General features: G+C 58.6%; 13 protein-coding genes. All 13 read left to right on the top strand.

The genetic code is table 11. The features are described from left to right. Window positions 1-70: 70 nt before the first annotated feature. The 13 genes from ACFSR7_RS11730 to ACFSR7_RS11670 all read left to right on the top strand — a co-directional run bounded on the left by ACFSR7_RS11730 (window position 71) and on the right by ACFSR7_RS11670 (window position 18729). Entirely contained in the window at window positions 71-541 is a 471-nt protein-coding gene (locus ACFSR7_RS11730) for a CBO0543 family protein (protein WP_378161654.1), read from the top strand. After that, window positions 538-1101, top strand: a complete 564-nt coding sequence (locus ACFSR7_RS11725; RefSeq protein WP_378161652.1) for a CBO0543 family protein — start codon at window positions 538-540, stop codon at window positions 1099-1101. Before ACFSR7_RS11730 ends, ACFSR7_RS11725 begins: the two co-directional genes overlap by 4 nt. Further along, the gene (locus ACFSR7_RS11720) at window positions 1094-2545 is read left to right on the top strand and encodes a spore germination protein (RefSeq protein ID WP_378161649.1); all 1452 of its coding nucleotides are present in this window, start codon (window positions 1094-1096) and stop codon (window positions 2543-2545) included. The genes ACFSR7_RS11725 and ACFSR7_RS11720 overlap by 8 nt, the downstream gene beginning before the upstream one ends. A 12-nt stretch (window positions 2546-2557) precedes the next feature. Continuing rightward, complete coding sequence (locus ACFSR7_RS11715; protein WP_378161647.1) at window positions 2558-3646, top strand: GerAB/ArcD/ProY family transporter; 1089 nt, start codon at window positions 2558-2560, stop codon at window positions 3644-3646. A gap of 2 nt (window positions 3647-3648) precedes the next feature. Beyond that, the gene (locus ACFSR7_RS11710; RefSeq protein WP_378161645.1) at window positions 3649-4770 is read left to right on the top strand and encodes a Ger(x)C family spore germination protein; all 1122 of its coding nucleotides are present in this window, start codon (window positions 3649-3651) and stop codon (window positions 4768-4770) included. Window positions 4771-4875: 105 nt separating this feature from the next. Continuing rightward, window positions 4876-6165, top strand: coding sequence for a class II aldolase/adducin family protein (locus tag ACFSR7_RS11705; RefSeq protein ID WP_378161644.1), 1290 nt, complete (start codon window positions 4876-4878; stop codon window positions 6163-6165). Window positions 6166-6528: 363 nt separating this feature from the next. After that, window positions 6529-7986, top strand: a complete 1458-nt coding sequence (gene tnpC, locus ACFSR7_RS11700) for an IS66 family transposase (protein WP_378161642.1) — start codon at window positions 6529-6531, stop codon at window positions 7984-7986. A gap of 223 nt (window positions 7987-8209) precedes the next feature. Then, window positions 8210-9319, top strand: a complete 1110-nt coding sequence (gene aguA, locus ACFSR7_RS11695) for an agmatine deiminase (RefSeq protein WP_378161640.1) — start codon at window positions 8210-8212, stop codon at window positions 9317-9319. Between the two features lie 146 nt (window positions 9320-9465). Next, window positions 9466-10506, top strand: a complete 1041-nt coding sequence (locus ACFSR7_RS11690; protein ID WP_378161638.1) for an alpha/beta hydrolase family protein — start codon at window positions 9466-9468, stop codon at window positions 10504-10506. A gap of 3 nt (window positions 10507-10509) precedes the next feature. Continuing rightward, window positions 10510-11508: a hydroxyacid dehydrogenase gene (locus ACFSR7_RS11685; protein ID WP_378161636.1), complete on the top strand. Its 999-nt coding sequence runs from the start codon at window positions 10510-10512 to the stop codon at window positions 11506-11508. Between the two features lie 113 nt (window positions 11509-11621). Beyond that, on the top strand, window positions 11622-13004 hold the full coding sequence (locus ACFSR7_RS11680) for an extracellular solute-binding protein (RefSeq protein ID WP_378161634.1): 1383 nt from the start codon (window positions 11622-11624) through the stop codon (window positions 13002-13004). Window positions 13005-13296: 292 nt separating this feature from the next. Then, a complete protein-coding gene (locus ACFSR7_RS11675) occupies window positions 13297-16485 on the top strand; it encodes a glycosyl hydrolase (RefSeq protein WP_378161632.1) in 3189 nt (1062 codons plus the stop codon). A 33-nt stretch (window positions 16486-16518) separates the two neighbouring features. Then, complete coding sequence (locus ACFSR7_RS11670) at window positions 16519-18729, top strand: helix-turn-helix domain-containing protein (protein ID WP_378161630.1); 2211 nt, start codon at window positions 16519-16521, stop codon at window positions 18727-18729. Window positions 18730-19175: the final 446 nt, after the last annotated feature.

The following is a 19175-nucleotide window of genomic DNA, read 5'->3' as shown; positions in this document are numbered from 1 at the left end:
GCGCATACCGCCCCCGAATTTGGCTATTCTAGCCAACGGGGGTGTTTTTTTGCTGACCGGAGGATTATGGATGGGCGGCAGCTTCCTGCTCCTGTTCATGCTGATTTTCCGCCATCTGTCGGGCGGACATGCGCGGGAGATTTGGACGGTCTTCTTAACGATGCAGACGGTCAAGTGGCTTATCGGCGCACTGAAGGCCGAGTTCCGGCTGGAGGAATTCCCGCTGCGTCTCTTTCCCTATGCCACCCATCAGGATTTTGTGACGGACTTTGCGATATGTCCGACGATCGCCGTTCTCTATGCGATGACCGTTCGCGGACGCCCGCCCCGCGTCCAGCTGTTCTATGCCGCCTGCTTTGCGGCAGCCTATGCGCTGTGGAGCTGGACGATGACAAGATGGACGAGCTTGCAGGTTCATCTGAACTGGAGTTCCTGGTTCGACTTTTTGCTCGTGTTGGTTTTGCTTCCTGCAGTGAAACGAATCTCGGACTGGATCCGCCCGAAGCCGACGGCCGCTGCAGACGGGGAGGTACGCCATTGAATCTCGAACACTGGCTTGAGAGCTCTGTCTGGGTGCTGTCCGCCGCGCTATTGATTTGGCTCATTCCCCGGGCCAAGCGAAGAGAAGCCGCGCTCAGCATCTTATTCATGCAATTCACGGCTTGGATTCTGGGCCTCGCGGTCGTCGAGCTGCAGTGGATCAGCTATCCCCAGCGAATCTTCACCGAAGCGACGCGTGCCAACGTGACTTTCGAATTTTGCGCCTTGCCGACGATCGGCGCTATCTTTAACGTTCGCTATCCCGCAGCAGCCCCTATCTGGCTTCGCACAGTCTACATGATCGCATTTCCGACAATTCTGGCTGCAGTCGAATGGCCGCTGAAAAATTATACCGATCTCGTCCGGTACCGGCACTGGAACCTTGGGGCGACCTGGATCAGCGAGTTGGCCGTACTGCTGGTTTGTTACAGGTTTTACCGGTGGTACTTCGACAGTGGGGGCAGGATGCGGCAGAGCGTCCCGGCAAGGCGTATGGCGCTGGGTCAGCCCGGGCAAAATGGAGAAGGATGCCAGCGGGGAGCGGAGGTTGACGATGGCTGACCGAAAAAATATAGACGGAAGCTCCAAGTCGGACGAAAATACGAAACCGACCCTTAAAGCCGTCGCCGAGGCGATGAAGGGCTGCGTGGATTGCCTCCATGAGAAGCTCGAAGGCAGTGGCGCAGATCTGGTTTATTTTCCGACGCTCGTCGACTTGAATACCCTGCAGCGGGACTTGATTCGCCCCTTATCCCAAGCGTCCCCCGAACAGTTGCATGCGCTGCTGTCCGGCGCGCCATTCAGGGCTGCGACGGACCTGAATTCGTGCATGAGGTCCATCATGGACGGCGCCGCCGCCGTTTTTGCGGGACAGAACGTGTACCTTTTCGATGCGCCGAAATCGACCGGGAGGAAGGTCGAACAATCGGAGACGGAGACGGTCATTACCGGACCGCACGACGGCTTCGTCGAGAGTCTCGAGGAAAACCTCAGCGTAATCCGCAAGCGGCTCCGCAGTTCCAAGCTGAAGACCGTCGCGCTCGAGGTCGGAGAAATCGCCAAAACGCGCGTCATTCTTTTGTATGTCGAAGGAATCGCAAACGAAGAATACGTGAATTTGTTAACCGGCCGCATTCGGGACATTGAGATCGACGGCGTGTCGGATGCCAATATGCTCGTTCAACTGATCGATGAAAATCCGAACTCGCTATTCCCGCAGTATCTGACGACGGAGCGGCCTGACGCGGTCGTGTCGAAACTGCTCGGCGGACGGCTGGCGGTCATCTTGGACGGGAGTCCGGGCGTTTTTTCAGCGCCGACGGCTTTTCTCGAATTTTTTTCGTCGCCGGACGATTATTACCAGCGTTGGCCGATCGGCACCGGGCTGCGTATCCTTCGGTTGATCGGCTTTTTGATTACGATCTGTTTTACTGCCTTTTACGTATCGGTAACCACATTCCACTACGAGATGATTCCCCATACGATGCTGCTCAATCTCGCCGAGTCCAGAAGCCGGGTGCCTTTCCCGCCGTTAATCGAGGCGCTCCTCATGGAGACGACGATCGAGCTGCTGCGGGAAGCGGGCGCGCGCCTGCCGACCAAGATCGGTCAGACCATCGGCATCGTCGGCGGTATCGTTATCGGTCAAGCCGCCGTCCAAGCCGGATTCACGAGCAACATCCTGATTATCGCAGTCGCGATCTCCGCGATCGCTTCGTTCGTCATTCCAAGCTATATCATGAGCGCCTCGCTGCGCCTGATCCGCTTTGGCCTGATCATTCTGGCCGGCATACTCGGCAACTTGGGCCTGATCTTCGGCATCGGGTTTATCGTCGTCCATATGGCCGGCGTGACGAATCTCGGCACTTCTTATTTGACGCCGATCGCCCCGGCGAAGTTCATGGATATCCTCGACACGCTCGTCAGAGGCCCGTTCTGGGCGCTGCGCGAGCGGCCTACGCTCAGCCGCACGAAGAACAAGGTTCGTACGAAAGTCAAAAGATAGCGGAGGCAACCCGTGAAGGAAAAACTGAACAGCTTTCATGTGGCGCTTCTAATTTACATGATTGAGCTCGACGTCACCGTTTTAATGCTGCCTCGCTTGGTCGCCGTTCAGATCGGCACGAACGGCTGGCTTGGATTCCTGGGCTTGTCGCTCATCGCGGCTTTTAACATTTGGCTCTATAAGCTCGTGTACAGCGCGGGACAAGGAAGATCCGTGTTCGAAATCTCCGAGGCGGTCCTTCCAAAGTTCGTTTTGTATCCGGTTTATGCGGTGCTGTCTCTTCTGTGGCTCGGAATCGGCGCATTTGCCGGCAAGAGCTTCGTGCTTGTGTTCCAGACGCTAAGCTTCCAGACGAGCTCGCCGATGCTGATTTTTGCCGTTTATTGCCTGCTTGTATACGTGCTGCTCTGCAAGGATCTCTACAGCATCGTCAAGGCCTCCACGGTGTTTTTTTTGCTATCCATTTGGATGCTGCTGCTGGCGCCGAATTTTTTTAAGGACTGGAGCTTCCACCGGTTCACTTCGTTTTTATTTCAGGGCACGACAAACGGCCACAGCTTTGAAGGCATGCTCGACGTGTATTCCGTTTTTATCGGCTATGAGCTTTGCGTGTTTCTGTTTCCTTTTTCGGATGCCAAGACAAAACTGTTCAAAGGCGTGTTTGCCGGTCATGCAATCATTACGTCGACCCATTTGTTTACGATCCTGATTTCCTTCGGTTTTTTCAGCTTCGAGGAAGTGAAAATATTGCAGTTTCCCGTCATTCACACGCTGGAGTACATCGAGATGCCCTTTATCAACCGCGTCGAAAATCTGGTTTTTCCCTTTTTCCTGTTCTCCAATCTGGTCACCACCGTCATGTTCGCTTTTGCAGCGCGAAGCGCGCTCGGCCGCATGCTGCCCCGTATCGAGGACAAACGCCTGGCGCTGCCGCTTGCGGCGGCGATATTCGCGCTCGGCTTTTTGCCGACGGTATTTCGGGAGGCCGCCGATTGGATTCGTCTTACTTACTTCACGGAGACCGGCGTCGCATTCGCGCTGCCGCTGCTCCTTCTGCTGCTCGTCAAGCTCGGCGGCAAACGGTCCAAGGAGGTCTCTTGACGATGAGAAGAAACAAGGGAATCGTATGGCTGCTTGTCGTCGCGATGCTTGCCGGATGCAAGGATCAAAAAATACTGGAGAAAATCGGGTTTGCGCGCACGATCATTCTTGAGAAGGCGGATGGCCCCGACAAAGCCTTGAAGGTCACGATCAGCATCCCGAAAACGAATCAGACGGAAAGCATCGTTTACACGGATATTGCGAAGAGCTTCAAGCAAGCGAAAATTCATTTTGATATGCAAAACGATCGCCGGATCGTGTTAGGCCAGCTGAGGCAAGTCATGTTCGGAGAGTCGCTGGCGCGCGTGGGCGTATGGCTCCCGATGGAATCGATCTTCCGCGATCCCGCGATCGGCATCCGCACGCACGTCCTGGTCGCGGAGGGAGACATCCAGCGGTACGTCAAAAGAACGTTCGCGCAGGGTGGGACGATGGGCGAATATATCGATAATCTGGTGCGCTCCGATGCCGCCACCCGGGGGCAATACGATACGAACCTGCATTCGTTTCTGCGGGATTATTACGACGACGGGACGGAACCTATCGCCACGATTATAGGCGAGACAGACGAGGGGCTGAAGGTCAACGGCATCGCGCTGTTCGTCAGGGACCGGTACGTCGCCAAAATAAAAGCGGACGACGCGATGTATTTTTCCCTGCTTCGCGCGGATGCCAAGAATGCCGCTTTGTTTATGGACGAAGTCGAAACGCCGCGCGGAAAGGGCAACATCTCGCTGGCCAACGTCTCCGGCAAGCGCAAGATCAAGATTTTGTCGCTGCCGGATACGAACCGGAACAAGCCCGCGCGAATCGTCATCGGGATCAAGCTCAGAGGCTCCCTGATGGAATACGACGACCTGCTGCAATTGAACAATCTCGCCAGTCAGCCCGTACTCGAGCGGGCCATGAGCAAATTCGTTGCGGAACGATGCGAGCGCTTGATCCGCGAGATGCAAAAGCCGGGGGCGGACGGCATCGGGATCGGCAGCTACGTCCGCGACAAAATGCGCTATGCGGACTGGAAAGCGCTCAATTGGAACAAGGCTTTTTCGGAGGCCGAGATTAAAGTCGTCGCAGAGGTCAAAATCACAGATTACGGCAGACTGATCGATGCCAGCGCGTGAGCGGTCGCATCAGTGTGACGAATGTCATTGCCTGCGACGGCAGGTTGTGGCAAGCTGGTGGGGTAAGCGGGACGATATAAACGGTCCCGAAGAGGAGGCTTCCCCATGAAGTTCGATTATTTACCTCCGGCCGATCAGATCATCGAGATGATCGCCCGCATCTACCGGTTCGGCATGACGACGACGTCCGGCGGCAACTTGTCCGTCCTGGACGACGACGGCGATATATGGATTACGCCTGCCGGCGTGGACAAGGGTTCCCTGCGCCGGGAAGATATCGTGCGCGTGCGCACGGACGGGAGCCATGCGGGCCTGCACAAGCCGTCGAGCGAATTTCCGTTTCACCAGGCGATCTATCGGGCGAGGCCGGACCTGCGTTCAGTCGTGCATGCGCATCCTCCGGCGCTTGTCTCGTTCAGCATCGTCCGCAAGGTTCCCAACGTGGACATGCTGCCCGGCGAACGCGAGATTTGCGGCGAGGTCGGGATCGCGCCCTATGCGCTGCCCGGCAGCGCGCAGCTCGGGGAGAACATCGCCGCCGTATTCGCGGAGGGCAAGCGCTGCGTGATGCTCGAGAACCATGGCATCGTCGTAGGCGGCGATTCGCTGGCCGATGCGTACAAGGCGTTCGAGACGCTGGAATTTTGCGCGCGCATGGAGATCCAGGCTTCAGGCCTCGGCCGTCCGAGGTCGCTCACGGCGGCGCAGCAGGCGCTGTCCGCATCGGCCGTCGCCGCACTCCCCGAGCAGCCGGCGCGCCAGGGTCCGATGCCGACCGCAGAGCGCGAGGCGCGCGTGCGGATGTGCGACTTCATTCGCCGCTCCTACGAGCAACGCCTGTTCACGAGCACGCAAGGCACTTACTCCGTAAAGCTGGCGGACGATGCTTTTATCATTACGCCGCACGGACTGGACCGCAAGTATCTGGAGCCCGAAGACCTTGTGCTGATCCGGGACGGATCGGCGGAGCCGGGCAAGCAGCCGAGCCGCTCCGTCCTGCTGCACCGGGCGATCTACGCGCAGCAGCTGCATGTCGGCTCGGTACTGGTCGCTCACTCGCCCTACACGATGGCGTTCGCCCTGACGGATCATCCGTTCGAGTCGAAAACGATTCCCGAAGCTTATATTTTGCTGCGCGGGATGCCGAAGCTGCCGTTCGAGTCCGTCTACGCGTCGGTGGAGGAGACGGCGGCGCGGTTCGCGCCCGACGTGCCGCTCGCGCTTGTCGACAACAACTGCGTCATCGCGACGGGCAGCAGCCTGCTGAACGCCTTTGACCGGCTGGAGGTCGCCGAGTACAGCGCCAAATCGATCATTGAGGCGGCAAGCCTGGGCGCCATCGTCCACATGGACGACGACAGCATCAGGGATATCGAGCGGGCGTTCGGGCTATAAAACTCGCTCATCGGCCGAGATCGGCCCAGCGCTAACGAAGACAACTCTTCGCTAGCGCTTTTTTGACATTGGAGAAAGTATTCGAATGTATGGCGGTCCCTCAAAACCTGCAAATGTACATGTATTTCTGCCGAACCAACGGTACTTGATGAAATGCATGCAAATGTGCAGGTATATGCTAAACACTGGCCGGAAATCCAGCTGATGGTGGAAAATAGCTGCATATTTGCATCAATCATGTCCAAAAGGAGCGGCGTCGGCAAAATTAGATGTATATTTGGTTACTACTTAGGTCCACCCTTTTAGTTTTCTGGATATAGGTGTAAAAGATTATACCTATACGTTCAGAAACGGGGTAGCCGAATGATAGATAAGAAACTCATCAAGCAGATCAGTCATAGCGATCCTGAGACCATCGAGGCGTTCATTACATCGCTGGTCGATCAGTTTACCGCTACAATCGAGCAGTATACCGCTAAAATTGAGAAGCTTGAAAACCGAATCAAAGACCTCGAACGTCAGCTTGGCCAAAACTCCCGCAATAGCAGCAAACCGCCTTCAAGTGACGGTTTCCGCAAGCCGACCAACTCGCGGCAGCCCGGCGGAAAAAAGGGAGCGCCAAAGGGCCATGACGGACATACGCTGCTATTCTCTGAAGCACCGGATCACGTCGTTCATCAAACCCTATCCGTCTGCGGCGCTTGTCAGGCGTCGCTCGAAGCCGTGCCGTCTTTAGACTACGAGAGACGTCAGGTTTTTGACCTGCCTGCACCACGCGTAGTGGTCACCGAGTATCGCTCAGAGAAAAAGCGTTGTCCGCATTGCAGGTGTACGCAGCGCGCCCTCTTTCCTGAGGGCGTGAATGCTGCCACACAATACGGCGACGGATTCGCAGCCTGGACCGCGTATTTGAGCGCGTTTCAAATGATTCCGCTTGCGCGTATTGGGCAGCTCTTTGCCGATTTAACCCGTTACCGTCCGAGCGATGCGACGCTCTTGTCGTACCTTAAAGTCATGCATCACCGCCTAGCACCGGCCGAGCAATGTGTGCGCGAGGCGCTGCTAAAAAGCGACTTTTTGCATTGCGACGAAACGGGCTTTCGTGTCCAAGACCACGAACAATGGCTACATACCGCCTCCACGGCCGATTGCACGCTATTCACCGTTCATCCCAGCCGCGGCAGTGTGGGCATGAAGGCAGGAGAAATCCTGCCTTCCTACACAGGCACGGTGATGCATGACAGCTACGGTGCTTACTTTAAAGATGAATTTTCCTTTTCCCACTCCCTGTGCTGCGCCCATCTGCTTCGTGAATGCCAGGGGATAAGCGAACATGACAAGCATACCTGGTCGACGCGGATGAAAACGTTGCTGCAGGAAAGCTGGAAGACAGCTTCGGCACACCGAAAACGAGGCGAGTCTTTGAGACAGGAACATATCCAGCAGATGCAACAACAGTACGACGAAATTCTAAAACAAGGTGCGCTTGAGTGGTCCAAAGACCCCGTTCGCCCCAAAACCGGCCCGAGAGGCCGAAAAACGAAAAGCAAAGCGGCGAATTTGGGACAGCGGTTCCTGAATTACAAGGACGCCATTCTCCGCTTTCTTTATGATGCAAAGGCACCCTTTGACAATAACCAAGCCGAACGCGATATTCGCATGGTGAAAGTCAAAGACAAGGTTTCAGGCTGCTTTCGCACAGAGCAAGGTGCAAAGGTTTTTGCGCGCGTACGTGGCTTCATTTCCACACTTCTCAAGCAACAACTCCCTGTACTCTCCTCCCTTTCAGCCGCACTCCGCGGCACTTTTACTTTCGGTTGACCTAAGTAGTAACTATATTTGCAGGCATTACATAAAAAAACGGCGCGGGCGACGATAATTCAACCTCTCGATCTTCTGGCGGTTTTTCTTATGTCCGTTTAAAGGTGCCTAAGATTTGCGCACATTTCAGCAGAGCGTGTGTGACAGCCTCGACGCCCGGCGAATATGGAGTAGGATAAGGCAGCCGCCCCATACGGCCTGCTTCATGAGCGAGGTGCTGGACATGGTAAAAACTTGGCGGGGCGCGCCGGCGGCCGACGGCTACCGCATGCCGGGCGAATACGAGCCGCACGCGGGAACCTGGATGCTGTGGCCGTGGAGAACCGATACATGGCGACTGGGCGCGAAGCCCGCGCAAGAGGCTTTTCGGCGGGTGGCGCTGGCGATCGCGTCTTTCGAGCCGGTCACGATCGGCGTTAACGGGAGCGGATTCGAGCATGTCCGCCGGGTCATGCCGGATGCGGTTCGCGTCGTCGAGCTGTCCTCGAACGATGCCTGGATGCGGGATATCGGTCCGACCTTCGTAAAAAACGATGCGACCGGCGAGGTGCGCGGCATCGATTGGGGCTTTAATGCATGGGGCGGGTTGAACGGCGGCCTTTATTTCCCGTGGGACCAGGATCAGCTAGCGAAGCAGAAGGTGCTTGAGATCGAAGGCAAGGACCGGTACGATGTCCGGGACTTCGTCATGGAAGGCGGGGCGATTGCCGTGGACGGTGAGGGGACGCTGCTCGCGACCGAGCAGTGCCTGCTGCATCCGAACCGCAATCCGGGCCTCTCCCGGGCGGATATCGAAGCTCGGCTTGCCCGTTCGCTTGGCGTGAGGCGGATCGTCTGGCTTAAGCAAGGCCTAGCCGACGACGAGACGGACGGCCATATCGACGAGCTGGCGGCGTTCGCTTCACCGGGGGTCGTCCTGCTGGCATGGACGGACAATCCGGATCATCCACAGTACGAGATCGTTCGGGAGGCGGAGGCTGCGCTGGGGGCACAGCAGGATGCGCGCGGACGCCGCCTTCGGATCGAGCGGATCCCGCTGCCGGACCCGATTGAGCTGAGCGCTTCGGATAGCCGCACGATCGACCGCGCCGCGCAAAGCTTCGGCCGCACGCCAGGCACGCGCCTTGCGGCGTCTTATGTCAATTTTTATTTGTGCAATGGTGGCTTGATTCTGCCGGCGTTCGGGGACCGCCGGGACAGGGAAGCGCATGCGCGATTCGCTACTCTATTCCCGGAACGCAAGGTGGTGCAGGTGTATACGCGGGAGATTGCGCTCGGCGGCGGCAATGTGCACTGCATTACGCAGCAGGTGCCGGCAGGGAAGCTGGAATAGGCCGATCACGACTTAATCAATATATTGATTTATATCTAACTCATAAGATAATTGACTGCTCATTTATTTCGGGATATAATGTCAGTAATGTGATCCAGATATAAGTTAGTACCGAATTGATCGGCAAGAAAAAGGAGCCTTCGTGCATGGCCTACAATTTATCTCAAATGAACAAGACCGGCTTGCCGCCGCTGCTTGCGGGCATTGCCGACAAGACGCAATGGCTGGAGAAACGGACGCAAATTCGCCGTACTTGGCTGGAATATATCGGGACGCTGCCGGAGCGGCCGCCGGCTAACCTGCGCTACTTGTCCGCGACAGAGGAGGCGGGTTATACCCGTCATCGCGTCGCGTACGATACGGCATACGGCGATACGATTCCCGCGTATTTGCTCGTACCCGCTCCACTTGCGGACGGCTCCCGTCCGACGTCGGGGTATCCTGCTGTCATGGCGCTTCATCCGACCCACGAGATCGGCAAGGACGACATCGCGATTGTACCGGGCAGGCCCAACCGCGGCTATGCCGTCGAGCTGGTCCTTCGCGGATACGTCGTGCTTGCGCCGGACGCGCTCACAGCCGGAGAACGGATTTATCCGGGCTATCCCGCTTTTGACAGCACCGCGTTTTATGAGGCGCATCCGGCATGGTCGACCGTCGCCAAGAATGCGACCGATCATATGCAGGGCGTCGATGTCCTCGAGTCTCTCCCGTTTGTCGACCGCCGCGCGATCGGGGCGATCGGACATTCTTTCGGCGGCTACAACGCTTATTTTCTGGCTGGCCTGGACGACCGGATCCGCGCCGTCGTCTCAAGCTGCGGCTTCAGCCCTTTCGCCGGCGACCCTCATCCGGATCACTGGGGCTACCGGTCGTATCCTTATACGCACATCCCGAAGGTGAGCGCCGATCTGCAGGAGGATCGGATTCCGTTCGACTTCCATGAGATCGCGGCCCTGTGCGCGCCCGTGCCCTTCTTTAATTACGCCGGACAGCAGGATGCCATCTTCCCGCATTGGCGCTCGGTCGCCGAGGGGATGGGGGAGCTGACCAAGCTGTACGGTCTGCTGGGCCGGGAAGACCGGTTCCGGTTCTATCTCGGCGAAGGCAAACACGATTTTCCCGAAGAGATCCGGCTGCTGGCTTACCGCTTTTTGGACCGCTGGCTGAAGCAAGAAGGAGAATAAGAGGTGAATCCGCTGAAAATCGTAATGCTGCAAAGCCGTCATTTTACGGACCGCATCTTCGCTGAAGCGCACCTGGCGCGAATCCGGCAGTTCGGCGAGCTGGTCATCAACGACGCCGTAGGCAATCCGACGCTGGAGCGGGCGGCAACGCTGGCCGAAGGCGCGGACATCCTTATCACGTCATGGGGCTGCCCGCCGCTTGAGGCGCAGGTGCTCGACCGCTGCCCGAAGCTCGGCCTCGCCCTGCATGCGGCCGGCACGGTCAAGCCGATCCTGAGTCCGGAGCTGCATGCGCGCGGCATCCGGGTCGGCACGGCGAACGAAGCGCTGGCACGCGGCGTGGCGGAGACGGCGCTCGGCCTCGCCATCGTGTCGCTCAAGAACATGTGGCAGCTTGCCCGCAACACGCGCGAAGGAGAATGGGACAAGCAGCGGGAGCGCGTGCGCGAGCTGTACGAGGTCACCGTCGGCGTCATCGGCGCGGGCTTGTCCGGCCGCCATCTGATCAAGCTGCTGCAGGCGTTCGAGATTCGGGTGCTCGTGTACGACCCCTTTGTGAGCGAAGCCGAGATCGCCGGCATGGGCGCCGAGAAGGTCGATCTGGACGCGCTGCTGACCGGCGCGGACGTCGTCTCGATCCATGCACCGTCGATTCCCGAGACGGATCGCATGATGAACGCGCGCACGCTCGGCCTGATGAAGGAGGACGCGATTCTAATCAACACGGCCCGCGGCTCGCTCATCGACGAGGAGGCGCTTGCGGCGGAGCTGCGCAAAGGACGGCTATGGGCATGCCTCGACGTCACGGACCCCGAGCCGCCTTGCGCCGATCACCCGTTCCGCTCGCTGCCCAACGTTACGCTGCTCCCGCATATCGCGGGCGCCGAGAACAACGGCCTGCGCCGGATCGGTGCCTATATTGCCAGCGAGGTCGAGCGGTACGCGGCCGGCAAGCCGCTTCAGGGTGAAGTCGACGTATCCCAGCTGTTCAGGTTGGCCTAGTCCGTATTGACACTGCGCGAAGCGCGCAACTAAGATAAGAAGAACATCGGATTCCGACTCGTCCGCGGGTACGCGAATCCTTTTTATTTCGCAGAGGCGGCAGGGAGATCGTTATGAAAACAAAGCAAAGCCGCAAAACGTTCCGGATCCGCCAGGAAGAGATGCTGAGCCGCCTGAGGCAGGACATCCTCGACGGCGTTCGCAAGCCTGGGGAATTCCTGCCCTCGGAGAAGGATCTGTCGGACCAGTTTGCGCTTAGCAATAAAATCGTAAGAGACGTGCTGGCCGAGCTGGCGGCGGAGGGTCTTATCGAAAAGAAGCCGCGGATCGGCAGCGTCGTCTCGCTGCGCAGCGAGCCGGAGCGCATCATCGTGAAGCTCGGCCATCACGGGTCGACGCTTCAGGAGACGGAGTTGAAGGCGCTGCTGGCAGGCTTTGAGGCCCTGTACCCGCATATTCGGGTGCAGGACGTCACGCTGCCGGGCCACGATCCTGAAGTGCTGCAGCCTTATTTGTCACACGGGCTGATCGACGTCATGACGCTCAACGATGCCGAGCTTCGCGCCTTCGGAGAAACGGGCGTCGCGAACGGGCTGCTGCCGCTTGAAGGAGACCCGGAGTGTCATCCGTTTTTGACCGACGCGATGACGATCGGGGACGCGCTGCTTGCAAGACCCTTTACATTCAGTCCTACGATTCTGTGCTACAACCGGGAACACTTCCGCGAGCGCGAGATGTGGGAGCCGGACAGCGGCTGGGGCTGGGAAGAGCTGCTTGACGCGGCGGACCGGCTCACGTTGCCTCAGGAACGGGCGGGCTTTCATTTTTCGGCCACCCAGCGCAACCGGATCGCCGTATTTTTGCTGCAAAGCGGGGCGAAGGCGGAGCGGGATGCCGACGGTCGGCTTCGCATGCGCGGCACGCGGATGCTTGCGGGCGTTCGTCGCTACAAGGAAATCGTCATGGACCGGATGGCGCCGCTCATGTCCGAGCGCGATGCCGGCTTTCGCGTCGAGGAGCTGTTTGCGCAAGGCAAGCTGTCGATGATGCTGACGACGTATTACGGCTTGAATGCGCTCCGGCAGGGCGGCATCGCTTACGATATCGCTCCGCTTCCGCGGCTGGCGGATCCGGTTACCCTGGTCATCGCGATCGGCCTCGCCGTCAACAGGCATTCCCTCCGCGCGGCGGAGGCCAGACTGCTCGCGGAGTACTTGACGGGTCCGGCCGCGCAGGCGTCCATTCGGCGCGACACGCTCAGCCTGCCCGCATTGCGCGGAGGTATCGACGAATCCGTCGGCGGCGATGGCGCTACCCGGCCCTCCAGGTTCGGCATGTACCGCGAGATCATCCCGTCGTACCGGTTCGGCGATGCGCTTGGCTTGCTGGAGCGGGAGTGGCGCTGGTTCCTGCCAGAAGTCATGCTGTATTTGTCCGGCCTCCGGACGGAGGAAGCTTTTTGCGAGCGCATCGAGGCGCTTGCCGCGTCTTCGTGAAGACGCGCATGGATTGCGCGGCCTAATGCGATGACGGTTTGACGACGATAGGGACGGGACAGGAACGCGCTGTCTCGTCCTTATTTCGTTTTCCAAGCGATATTCCGGTCGATAGCTTGATATCGCCCGTTTGAAGCACGCTGCAAACCTGGGCTTTTTTATAGATTCTGATCGTTTTTCGATGAACCCGAAAGAAGTTGCAACATGCGGAATATCGCTCATTTCCCGCAGCCGGCAGTCCCTATATGATGTAGGTATCCGAAAAGAGAAAAAAAAGGGGACCGCGTAAAAGATGAAAAAAAGACTAGATTCCGGGCAACCCGAGCCCATGGACGGTATCGGACGGCTGCGCGCCAAATGGGCGGACCCTCCCATGGAGCGCCGGCCGGTGCCGTTCTGGTCCTGGAACGGAACGCTTGAGCAGGCCGAGCTGAACGCGCAGATCGAAGGCTTCAAGGCGCAGGGAATGGGCGGCTTCATGATGCATGTGCGCGAGGGACTCGAGACGCCTTACCTTGGCGAAGCCTTCATGGACCGTATTCGAGAGACGGTGGCCAAGGCGAAGGCGGAAGGGATGCATGCCTGGCTGTACGACGAAGACAGATACTCCTCGGGGATGGGCGGCGGCCAGGTGGGACGGATCGGAGGCGACGCCGTCCGCGCGAAGGCTTTGTCGTTGACCGTAGAGCGAACGCCGGCAAGCGACGATTCGATTCAAGCTGCGTACGTCGCGGTCATCGAGGGCGACGCGCTTCGCAGCTGCGCGAGAATCCGGGAGCTGGAGTCGTGCGCCGATGCTCCAGATCGCAAGCTTGCGGAGGACGAAGTTTATCTCGTCCTCCGGCGCCATGTCGCGGCGCCGAACGAATGGTGCCACGGCGACACTTATCCGGACGCGCTGAATCCCGAAGCGGCGAGGCTGTTCATCGAGACGACGCACGAGAAGTACAAGACTGCGGTCGGCGGGTCGTTCGGGGACACGATTCCCGCCATCTTTACCGATGAGCCTTCGATCCGCGGCTTCCAGGAAGGGTTGAACCGGCCGGACATGACCTGGATCGCTTGGTCGGACGTGCTGCCGGAAGCGTTCTTCTTGCGTCACGGCTACGAGATCTGGGAGCTGCTGCCGTACTTTTTCTTTGGCGGACCGCACGCGGCTCGGATCCGCCACGACTATTGGGCGACGGTGACGGAGCAATTCGCCGACGCCTATACGCGACAGCTGGCGGATTGGTGCCGGGCGAACGGCATCGATCTTGCCGGACACTTCTGCGAGGAAGGCAGCTTAATCGGGGCAACGCTTCATGGCGGTGCCGTCATGCCGCATTACCGGTATCTGGACGTGCCCGGCATCGACACGTTATGCGAGCAGACCGACGAGAGTCTGACGGTAAAGCAGGTATCGAGCGTCGCGAACCAGTACGGCCTAAATAAGGTCGTCACGGAAACGTACGGCGTAACCGGGTGGGGGCTTACTTTTGAGAGCCGCAAGTGGATCGGAGACTGGCAGCTCGCACTCGGCGTCAATGTGCTGACGCACCATCTCGCACTTTATACGCTACGCGGCTGCCGCAAGCGGGATTATCCGCCTTCGTTTAACTACAACGTCAACTGGTGGCCGCACAATCGGACCATCGAGGATTACTTCGCGCGTCTTGGGGCGGTGTTGAGCGAAGGCAAGGTTCGCAGAGACGTCCTGGTGATTCACCCGGCGTCTTCGGTATGGACGAAACTCGGCCGGGACGTGCAAGCGGGACCATGGCGCAATCGGGCGGGAATTACGGATGCGCTCGTCGCTTATGACAAAGCGTTCAACCGGCTGGTAGATCTGCTGCTCGGTGAGCACTACGATTTTGACCTGGGAGATGAGACGATCCTGCGCGAGATCGGCGCCGTGGAGGGCGATCGGCTTAGGATCGGGCAAGCCTGCTATCGCGTCGCGGTGCTGCCGGATCTATGCAATCTGGCACGCACGACGATGGAGCTGCTGCTCGCTTTTATGGACGCGGAAGGCATCGTGCTGTCGATCGGGGACGGGCCGGAGCTGCTGGACGGCAGGGAAGCGGCTGCGGAGCTGTCTGCGTTGATCGGGCATTCCCGGTTCAAGCGGCTGGGCGATATGAACGAGCTGCCGGAAGCGCTGGCCGGCATGTTCGCGCGGCCTGTCAGCCTGCGCGGCCGGGACGGCGCCGAGCAGCGCAAGCTTCTCTGCATGCGCAGGGAGCTGCCGGACGGCATCGTCGTATTCGCGGCGAACAACGACCGGGAAGCGGACTGCGAGGTTCAGATCCGAATTGAAGGGGCGGGGACGGTCGAGCGGTGGGATCCGCTGTCCGGCGATGCGACGCCCGTCGCTTCCAGGCAAGAAGAGGGCTTTACGGTGTTCGAGGAGCGGTACGGTCCGGCGGATTCCGGACTGTACGTGATTCGCGCCGAAGAAGCGGAGCAAGGCGTTGCCGCTGAGGCCGCTCGGACCGCCGGAATGTTGCAGGACGTCGAGCTTGCGCGCCAAATACCGTTTACCGAGCCTTGGTTGGTCCTTGATACCCCGGTCGCCTTTTCCCGAACCGCACCCAATGCGCTGGTCCTCGACCGCTGCCGATATCGCTTTCAGGACGAAGCATGGTCGGAAGAGATGGACGTATGGCAGGCGCAGCGGGAGCTGCGCGAACGATTGGGCATGCGGCAGGTTTACGCCAACGGCAAGCGCCAGCGCTACTTTTGGATCGGCGAGCCGCATCCTCTCGACGGGACCGAGGCGGCATTCCGCTTTACTTTTCGCGTGGACGATATCCCCGAGGGAGAAGTCGGTCTGGCTTTCGAGCAGGCGGAACGCTTCCGGTTTTCGTTGAACGGCAGCTCTGTCGAGCGTTCGCCTGACGGCTGGTATCTGGACCGATGCTTGGCGACGGTCAAGCTGCCGCCCCTCGCGCTAGGCGAGAATACGCTGGACGTTTCTTGCGCCTACATGCACGATATGGAGCTGGAGGACGCATTCCTCATAGGCAGCTTCGCGCTCGATTTTGACCGCAGCCTGATCCGCGAGCCAGAGCGTTTGAACCTCGGGGATTGGTGCAGGCAGGGCTACCCGCACTATTGCGGAAGCATGATTTATCGTTTTGAGTTCAGGGGCGACAAGCGTCAGGACGATCGTGTCTTCATGGTGATGGGGACGTACGAAGCGGTAACGGCGAAGCTGACGATTAACGGTCGTCGCGAGCAAGCGATCCCATGGCGGTCTGCAGGCACGGTAGAGCTGACCGAGTGGCTTTCGGACGGCATCAACCGGCTGGAGATCGAGATTGCGGGCAGCCCCCGCAATTTGCTCGGTCCGCTGCACGAGGCCAAGCCGGGCGCCGCGTGGACCGACTGGTGGTCGTTCCGTCCTGCGAGTGACGATTATTCGCCGGAATATAGGCTGCTGCCCTACGGAATCATGGGACCGGTTAAGCTAATTGTTATCCCTAATTCATACATTTAATGCTACGATCAGAGGAAAAAGGGAGGAAGTCGCATGAGAAAATTCAATCCGATCCCTCTGTTCAAAGACCGGTCCACCTCGTTGTTTTTGCGGCTGCTCGCGGGCTTCCTCTGCATCATCCTGCTGATGAGCTCCCTCGTGCTTTATTTTTACGCCGAATCCAAGAAAAACGTCCGTGAGGAGATCGTCAAATATAACACGCTGATGCTCCAGCATACGACGGAAAGCTACGAGAAGCATCTGGACATGGTCAAGCGCCAAATGCTCGTTTTCCTGCTCAGCGAGAAGGCCCAGAACCTGCGCGTGGCCCCAAACTACCGGGAGATTCCGCTTCTGCAGCAGGAGATTAACGGATGGACCTCGGACTTGCAAATGTATATGAACAATATCGTTTTTTACAACCGTTCCAAAGATCTGATCGTCGAAAAAGGCACGAGCGCGCCGGCGGCGTCCATGTTTAACGTGTTTTACGAGAGCGAGACGTACGATGCGGCGTTCTGGGAGAAACAGTTCGACGAGGATTACAGCGCTCGCGTGCTGCCCGCCGCCGTTTTCCGCAATCATATGTTCCGCGACGCGACCACAGTCGTCGGAGAGCTCGTTCCGATCGTTTTCAAGACCAAGAGCAGCCACGACTTTCTGATGATCGTCTTTCTGGACGCGCGCAAAATGTATCAAGCCCTTCATCAGGCCGCGGGCGACGATTTTATGGTTATCGACGATACTGGCCGCGAGATTTATCGGAGCTTCGGGCAAACGCCGGAGATCGACCCTGCGGCGCTGCGCCAGGCCGGTGGAGGCGAGTACGTCGCGGACGGCAAATACTATTTTCAGTCGAAAGGCACCCAGACCGGCTTCACCTACGTTCAGCGCGTGCCTGTCGAGCGGATCGCCTCGCAGACGCGCATGAACATTACGCTTATCGTGGCGACAGGCGTGTCGATCGCGGCCGGTATCGTCATCTCCTGGCTGTTTGCTGCGGGCATCAATAACCCACTCCAAAAGGTGATCGGCGCCATTCGCGGCGAAGCAGGCAATACATCGTTCCGGTCTTCGATCCGCGAGTTTAATTTTATTCGCCACCAGCTGCAGGACAAGGAAAAAATGCACAAGCAGCTCGCATTCCTGCAGCAGCTCAAGGCGATTCCCAGCCACGGCGCTCCGCCGCCCGCCGCCTTCAAGGACGAGCCGTTCGTCATCGTGCTGTTCCACGCGATGAGCAGGCGGGAGGACGACGACGAGCAGGAATACTTCCGGACATGGCTCAGTTATATGAAGGTGCATATGGAAAACCGGCTGGGCGGGGCCTTCCCCGAATCGATGACTTTTCACATTGAAACCAATCAAATTTTGAGTCTCGTTTATACAAGTCAGCGCGAGGAAATCATCATTCGCTTGAAGCAGATGGAGCCGCTATTCGAGCAGGATCGGGCGTTCGGGACGGTGACGGTTGCCGTCTCCTCCGTATACGGCAACGCCGGCCGGATCGGTGCCGCTTACCGGGAGGCGCAGGATCTCGTGCTCGAGCGCAAGCTGGCCGACCGGATGCAGATCGTGACCGCGCATACGGCGGCTGCGGAGACGATCGGATTCGCGCCGGATCAATGGAAGGAATTCCAATCGAACCTGCGCGAAGGCAATGAAGCGCAGCTGACGAGCCTGATCAAGCGCGTTTTCGCCAGATGGCAGGGGAAAGAAGCGACTGCGGCGGCCTGGCTGGCATTCGGCGAGGGGCTGATTGGCAAGATCAAGAGCGAGGCCAGTCCGCTCGTCATCGCGCCGGACCGGCTGCAGGAGATTTTCCCGGACATCGATTGCCAGCTGCGTCGCTGCATCACCGTGTCCGAGCTGGAGGAACTGCTGACGACCAAGACGGCGCTGGCCGCCGGGGCGTTCCGGGAGAAAAAGCAGCTTCGCGATCCTATCACGACGTTTGTCGTCGAATACGTCAATCAGCATCTGTCGGAAGAAATTTATCTGGACACGCTGGCCGATCGGCTCAATCTGAGCGGCGGCTACCTGTCCTCTTATTTTAAAGAGAAGACCGGGATGAACATCGTAGACTTCATCAACGAAACCCGGATCATGAAGTCGGCGAGCCTGCTGGCGGACAGCAAATACAAGGTGCAGGACGTGGCCGAGGCCGTCGGCTACCGCAACATTACCTCCTTCAACCGCATGTTCAAAAAGTACATGGGCCTCACCCCGAGCGAATTTCGCAGAAAGCCGGGCGCGGAGGGTTGAGCGGATGAGGAGTTGGCAAGGGGGGCGCGTGTCGAGTGCGGAAGGTCGCGCGCGGAGCGGCAGGCAATGCCTGGGGCGGTCGGCTCCGAAGCGAATGCATTTCAGTCGGACTCGGCAGTCGCTATTTCAGCCGGTTGGTTGATTTTCGTTCGTCCGCGGACCGAGGGTCCGTTATACCGGTAAATTCAGCCGCTGCAGCTTCGCTTTAGACGAAATAACGTACGCTGTGTCCGGAGCATGCCTCAGATGGCTTGGTTCGAAGTGGATAACGGATGCTGTGTCCGAAACATGCCGCAGATGGCTTGGTTCGAAATGGATAGGTAACCCATGGGCTGATGTTTAGAAATGTGGGCTTTTTTTCGACTATCCGAAAAAAGCTGCAAAAGGGTCGCATTCCGGTGATTTACGGACCGGATCGTCGCTGTTTACGATGAGGTTGCATAAGG

This window comes from Cohnella sp. GCM10020058, from assembly GCF_042683485.1.
Classification (GTDB): Bacteria; Bacillota; Bacilli; order Paenibacillales; family Paenibacillaceae; genus Cohnella.
The sequence above is the reverse complement of the archived record's forward strand: the minus strand, read 5'-3'. Positions and strand labels throughout refer to the sequence as shown.

Coding starts and splice junctions, on each gene's coding strand:
- ACFSR7_RS11730 (WP_378161654.1), top strand. CDS start 71: ATGGGCGGCAGCTTCCTGCTCCTGTTCATGCTGATTTTCCGCCATCTG.
- ACFSR7_RS11720 (WP_378161649.1), top strand. CDS start 1,094: ATGGCTGACCGAAAAAATATAGACGGAAGCTCCAAGTCGGACGAAAAT.
- ACFSR7_RS11710 (WP_378161645.1), top strand. CDS start 3,649: ATGAGAAGAAACAAGGGAATCGTATGGCTGCTTGTCGTCGCGATGCTT.
- ACFSR7_RS11705 (WP_378161644.1), top strand. CDS start 4,876: ATGAAGTTCGATTATTTACCTCCGGCCGATCAGATCATCGAGATGATC.
- tnpC (WP_378161642.1), top strand. CDS start 6,529: ATGATAGATAAGAAACTCATCAAGCAGATCAGTCATAGCGATCCTGAG.
- aguA (WP_378161640.1), top strand. CDS start 8,210: ATGGTAAAAACTTGGCGGGGCGCGCCGGCGGCCGACGGCTACCGCATG.
- ACFSR7_RS11690 (WP_378161638.1), top strand. CDS start 9,466: ATGGCCTACAATTTATCTCAAATGAACAAGACCGGCTTGCCGCCGCTG.
- ACFSR7_RS11680 (WP_378161634.1), top strand. CDS start 11,622: ATGAAAACAAAGCAAAGCCGCAAAACGTTCCGGATCCGCCAGGAAGAG.
- ACFSR7_RS11675 (WP_378161632.1), top strand. CDS start 13,297: ATGAAAAAAAGACTAGATTCCGGGCAACCCGAGCCCATGGACGGTATC.
- ACFSR7_RS11670 (WP_378161630.1), top strand. CDS start 16,519: ATGAGAAAATTCAATCCGATCCCTCTGTTCAAAGACCGGTCCACCTCG.